The sequence below is a fragment of the Halomonas sp. BC2 genome (assembly GCF_002078115.1).
Classification (GTDB): Bacteria; Pseudomonadota; Gammaproteobacteria; order Pseudomonadales; family Halomonadaceae; genus Vreelandella; species Vreelandella stevensii.
Genome location: NZ_LFGT01000014.1, coordinates 9,027 through 13,993, shown reverse-complemented (window position 1 = coordinate 13,993; position 4,967 = coordinate 9,027). Strand labels below are relative to the sequence as shown.

5 protein-coding genes are annotated in these 4,967 nt (G+C 60.5%); 2 read left to right on the top strand and 3 right to left on the bottom strand.

Features of this window, described 5'->3' with window-relative positions:
- Positions 1-393 (top strand): sirohydrochlorin chelatase (locus tag B7L71_RS10750; protein ID WP_283160413.1); only part of this gene is annotated, 393 nt, incomplete at its 5' end.
- A 114-nt stretch (positions 394-507) separates the two neighbouring features.
- Positions 508-2,094 (top strand): ABC-F family ATPase, encoded by a 1,587-nt coding sequence (locus B7L71_RS10745; protein WP_081137877.1) that lies wholly within the window; start codon positions 508-510, stop codon positions 2,092-2,094.
- A 1-nt stretch (position 2,095) separates the two neighbouring features.
- On the opposite strand, the gene B7L71_RS10740 is transcribed toward B7L71_RS10745, so the two are convergent.
- The 3 genes from B7L71_RS10740 to B7L71_RS10730 form a co-directional block, all read right to left on the bottom strand.
- Entirely contained in the window at positions 2,096-2,692 is a 597-nt protein-coding gene (locus tag B7L71_RS10740; protein ID WP_081137875.1) for a cell division protein ZipA C-terminal FtsZ-binding domain-containing protein, read from the bottom strand.
- Between the two features lie 35 nt (positions 2,693-2,727).
- The gene (locus B7L71_RS10735) at positions 2,728-3,189 is read right to left on the bottom strand and encodes a TspO/MBR family protein (RefSeq protein WP_081137873.1); all 462 of its coding nucleotides are present in this window, start codon (positions 3,187-3,189) and stop codon (positions 2,728-2,730) included.
- A gap of 181 nt (positions 3,190-3,370) precedes the next feature.
- Entirely contained in the window at positions 3,371-4,489 is a 1,119-nt protein-coding gene (locus tag B7L71_RS10730) for an alkene reductase (RefSeq protein WP_016915208.1), read from the bottom strand.
- Positions 4,490-4,967: the final 478 nt, after the last annotated feature.

Here is a 4,967-nt window from a genome sequence, read left to right as displayed (position 1 = left end):
GTACGCAACCGCTTGGCGGGGCAGCTCAGCGCGCTGCTGGCCGATGACGTGCACTGCGTGGCGGCAGCCTCCATGGAGCGCCGAGAAGGTGACGTATACCGCTTCAACGAGCCGCTGCTGGAGCATCTGCTGGATACGCCCGAGTTCAGCGCCTGCGGCGACGTGGTGCTGGCCATGCTGTTTCTCTCGCCTGGCCGCCACGCCGGGGAAGGTGGCGACATCGCCGAGATTTGTGCCGCCGCCGAACAGCGCCACCCAGGCCTGCGGATGCGGCCGACGGCGCTGGTGGGCGAGCATCCTGCGATTGTCGATATCCTGGCCACGCGGCTTCGCCAAGCACTTGATGGCGAACGCTTTCTACTGGAAATGCCCGCTCAGCCGCCAAACGCCTGATGAGCGGAAACGCGCCGGGGAGATGTAACGTCGCCCAAAGGCGCGTAGAATCGCGTGCTTTTGCACGCGTGCCGCTCTTCCACTAGGGCTATTTCGCCAACCAGGGTTTCTATCTTGATCGCAACCGCCAATATCACCATGCAGTTCGGGGCCAAGCCCCTGTTCGAAAACGTCTCCGTCAAGTTCAATAACGGCAATCGCTACGGCTTGATTGGCGCCAACGGCTGCGGCAAGTCTACCTTCATGAAAATCCTCGGCGGCGAGCTGGAGCCCTCTTCAGGGCAGGTGATGCTGGACAGCAGCACGCGGCTGGGCAAGCTGCGTCAGGACCAGTTTGCCTATGAGAACGAGCGGGTGATCGACACCGTCATCATGGGCAACGCGGAGCTGTGGAAAGTAGCCGCCGAGCGGAAGCGGATCTACTCGCTGGCCGAGATGAGCGAAGAAGACGGCATGGCCGTGGCCGACCTGGAAGTGCAGTATGCCGAGCTGGATGGCTACACCGCCGAGTCCCGCGCGGGCGAGCTGCTGCTGGGGCTGGGCATTCCGCTGGAGCAGCACACTGGCCCCATGAGCGAAGTCGCCCCCGGCTGGAAACTGCGCGTGCTGCTGGCCCAGGCGCTGTTCTCCGACCCGGACGTACTGCTGCTCGACGAGCCCACCAACCACCTGGACATCAACACCATCCGCTGGCTGGAAGATATTCTGAAAGCGCGCAGCAGCACCATGGTGATCATTTCCCACGACCGCCACTTCCTGAACAGCGTCTGCACCCACATGGCCGACCTGGATTACGGCGAAATTACCCTGTTCCCCGGTAACTACGACGACTACATGACGGCGGCCACCGCTGCGCGTGAGCGTCAGTATGCCGACAACGCCAAGAAAAAAGCGCAAATTGCCGAGCTTCAGCAGTTCGTCAGCCGCTTCTCGGCGAACGCCTCCAAGGCCAAGCAGGCCACCTCCCGGGCGCGTCAGATCGACAAGATCAAGCTGGAAGACATCAAACCCTCCAGCCGCGTCAGTCCGTTCATTCGTTTCGACCAGAACAAGAAGATTCACCGCAACGCGGTAAACGTCGATGCCATTACCAAAGGCTACGACGGCGAGCCGTTGTTCAAGCGTTTTTCCATGACCGTGGAAGCGGGCGAGCGGATTGCCATTATCGGCCCTAACGGCATTGGTAAAACCACTCTGCTGAAAACCCTGGCCGGTGACCTGCGCCCCGATGCTGGCGAAGTGAAGTGGACTGACGCCGCCGAGCTGGGCATCTTCGCCCAGGACCATGCCGACGACTTCGCCAATGACGCCACCCTGTTCGAGTGGATGAGCCAGTGGACCAAAGGAGGCGAGCAGGTGGTGCGCGGCGCGCTGGGCCGCATGCTGTTTTCCAGCGACGATATCGGCAAATCGGTGAAGGTGATTTCCGGCGGCGAGCAGGGGCGGATGCTGTTCGGTAAGTTAACGCTCACCAATCCCAACGTGCTGCTGATGGACGAGCCCACCAACCACCTGGACATGGAGTCCATCGAAGCGCTCAACCTGGCGCTGGAGAACTACCCCGGCACGCTGCTGTTCGTCAGCCACGACCGCGAGTTCGTCTCCAGCCTGGCCACGCGCATCATCGACATGCAGCCGGAGGGCATCGTCGACTTCAGCGGCAGCTACGACGACTACCTGCGCAGTCAGGGCGTGATCTGAGTCAGCCGATGATCTGCGCGTAAGTGGATTCGCTGGCCGGTTCTCGGTCAGCGTCCAGCATGTCGCCGCTGAAGGTCTCGTTCATCTCCTTGGCGAGCTCTACATACACGTGCATCTGCTGATTGCGGAGTTTATGCAGCGGCGGCTTCACCAGCAGGCTCACACCGCGGATCGGCTCGTGGGTTTCGCCCCTCAGCAGGTCGGGCATGTCTCCCGGCGGAAAAGCATTGGCCACGGTGATAGGGTTGGAGGGCTGCTGGCCGTCGATCAGAAAGACTTTCTTGATGGCGTCGTAATGGGCGCCTTTTTCCCTCAGCCACTCGGTCAGTCGGGCATCGGTCGAGGCATCCGGCTGATGGAAGATGACGAATAGCGAATGCTGTTTTACCTTGCCGGTTCGTTTGGTGGACGGCGGCGGCGGAGGCTCTTCAGCGGGCGGGGGTGTGGTGTCCTTGGCCACGGCGGGGGAGGGCTCCACGGCCTTTTCCCTGGCGCGCCGCCGCTTGGGCATGACGACGTAGATGAAAATCAACGCGGCCACCACGCCCAGTAACAAGGAGGCGAAAGCCAGCAGTACGGAAAGAGAAGTCATATCCATGGAGTGAATCCCTGTTGTCCGTTAACGCCTGGGCGCTATTCAACCGCCAGATGGAAGCATTGAGCGCCAGAGCCAACGCGACCCATAGCCAGCGCGACCCATAGCCAGTAAGGCACCATCAGCCACGCGGCGAGGGTATTGACCTGGGCAAACAGCCCGATGGTGAGCGTAATCAACCCTAACAGCAGCACGATATCCGCCAGCGCCGCCGCAATACGCTTGCGCCCAAAGAAAAGCCAGGACCACGCCGCATTGGCCAGCAATTGCGCGCCATAGACGGCCAGGCTGGCACTGCGCAGAGGCGCATCTTCGGTCATGTAGACCCGCCATGCCGCGATGGCCATCAGCAGGTAAAGAATACCCCAGGCAATGGGAAAAGCGAGGTCGGGCGGTGTCCAGCGGGGCTTGCGCAGTGCCCGGTACCAGCCGTCGGGGCGAAAGCGTGCCCCCGTCATGGCGGCGGCTCCCACCAGCAGTAGCGAGACGAGCAGCGCCATCAAAGAACCGAATATAAGCGATCTCTCCAGCAATAGGAGTATCGCGTTAAAACGATAGAATCAACAGATTAACAGCGTTTCACGCGTTCAAGGCATAAAAAAGCACCACCTGAGTGATGCTTTTCATGCTTAAGGGTTCCCCCAAGTGGGGAAACCCTGAACACGCGTTGGCCTGAAACGTTTAGCCGATACGGTCGTAACCGTTATCCAGGAAGGGATAATCGGTGTAGCCCTTTTCATCGCCGCCGTAGAAGGTTTCGTGGTTCGGCTCGGTCAGCGGAGCGTTGACGCGGAAACGTTCCGGCAGGTCCGGGTTGGCGATGTAAGGGCGGCCAAAGGCCACGGCATCGGTGGTGTTTTCCTTGATGCGCGCTTCGGCACGCTCGGCGTCGTAGTTGCCGCAATAGATCAGGCTGCCGCTGAAGCGCTCGCGCATCTGCTCGCGGAAACCATCGGGGAAGGTGATATCGCCACCGGCCCAGTTGGGCTCGTTCAGGTGCAGGTAGGCCAGGCCGCGCTTGGAAAGCTCTTCGGCCATGTAGAACGCCATGGCTTCCGGCTCGTCGTCGGTCAAGCCAAACAGCTCGATGAACGGCGTCATGCGGATGCCGACACGCTCAGCGCCAAACACGTCCACCACGGCATCGACCACTTCCAGCGGGAAGCGGGCACGGTTTTCCAGCGAGCCGCCGTACTGGTCGGTACGCTGGTTGGTGCCGGTGGCCAGGAACTGGTTCAGCAGGTAAGCATTGGCAGCGTGTACTTCGACCATGTCGAACCCTGCCCGCTTGGCGCGAATGGCCGCTTGGCGGTAATCCTCCACGATACCGGGAATCTCGTCGGTCTCCAGCGCGCGGGGCGTGCTGGTGGGGTGCTGACCCGCGGTGCCGTCTTCGAACTCGACGAAACACTGGGCGCCTTCCCCTTTCAGGGCGCTGGGGGCAACCGGCTGCTGGCCATCGGGCTGCACCATCTCATGGGAAACGCGGCCCACGTGCCACAGCTGCAGGGCAATCCGGCCACCCTTGGCATGCACGGCATTCACCACCCCTTTCCAGCCCGCTTCCTGCTCATCGGTCCAGATGCCGGGCGTATAGACATAGCCACGAGCCGTAGGAGAGATATTGGTGGCTTCGCTGATGATCAAGCCCGCGCCTGCACGCTGGCCGTAATAAGCTTCCTGCATCTTGCCCGGCACGCTATCCGGCGTGCGCGAACGGGTCAGCGGCGCCATGATGACGCGGTTAGGAAGATTCAGGCTACCCAGCGTGGTGGGGGACAGCAGCGTTTCGTACGCCATGAGGCAAACTCCTTGTAACGCGGTGAGAGTGACAGTGGCAAAAGAATAGACCAGTTTACTACTTGGTGCCAATGATTGAGCCAGTGCCAACGATTACCCTATGAACGTATTAGTGGGGACGCTTCAGCAAAACAAAACCCCTCTGAAGGAAATTAAGCGGGGAAGCGGGATCATGACGAATCCTGCACCAGGCGACCTTGGCTGAAGCTCGGCACGGGTTGCTTTCAGGGGTACCGTTCTACATCATGAGGTCAACTGAACAGTGAGGAGGGTTTAGCGTGTGTCATATGATGCCAATCAAGTGTCTGGGAAAACGGCATGACACCTAAACTCCCCATCAATATCAATGACCTGCTCCATCACCGCACGATAGAAAGTGAGCGCATTGAATATAAGGCGGGGTGGAATCCTGAAGCCATCCTGCACACCTTGTGCGCCTTCGCCAACGATTTTCACAATCTGGGTGGTGGTTATGTGC

Excerpts from the sequence above, each read along its gene's own strand:
- B7L71_RS10730 (WP_016915208.1), bottom strand. The coding sequence starts at position 4,489 with ATGGCGTACGAAACGCTGCTGTCCCCCACCACGCTGGGTAGCCTGAAT.
- B7L71_RS10735 (WP_081137873.1), bottom strand. The coding sequence starts at position 3,189 with ATGGCGCTGCTCGTCTCGCTACTGCTGGTGGGAGCCGCCGCCATGACG.
- B7L71_RS10740 (WP_081137875.1), bottom strand. The coding sequence starts at position 2,692 with ATGGATATGACTTCTCTTTCCGTACTGCTGGCTTTCGCCTCCTTGTTA.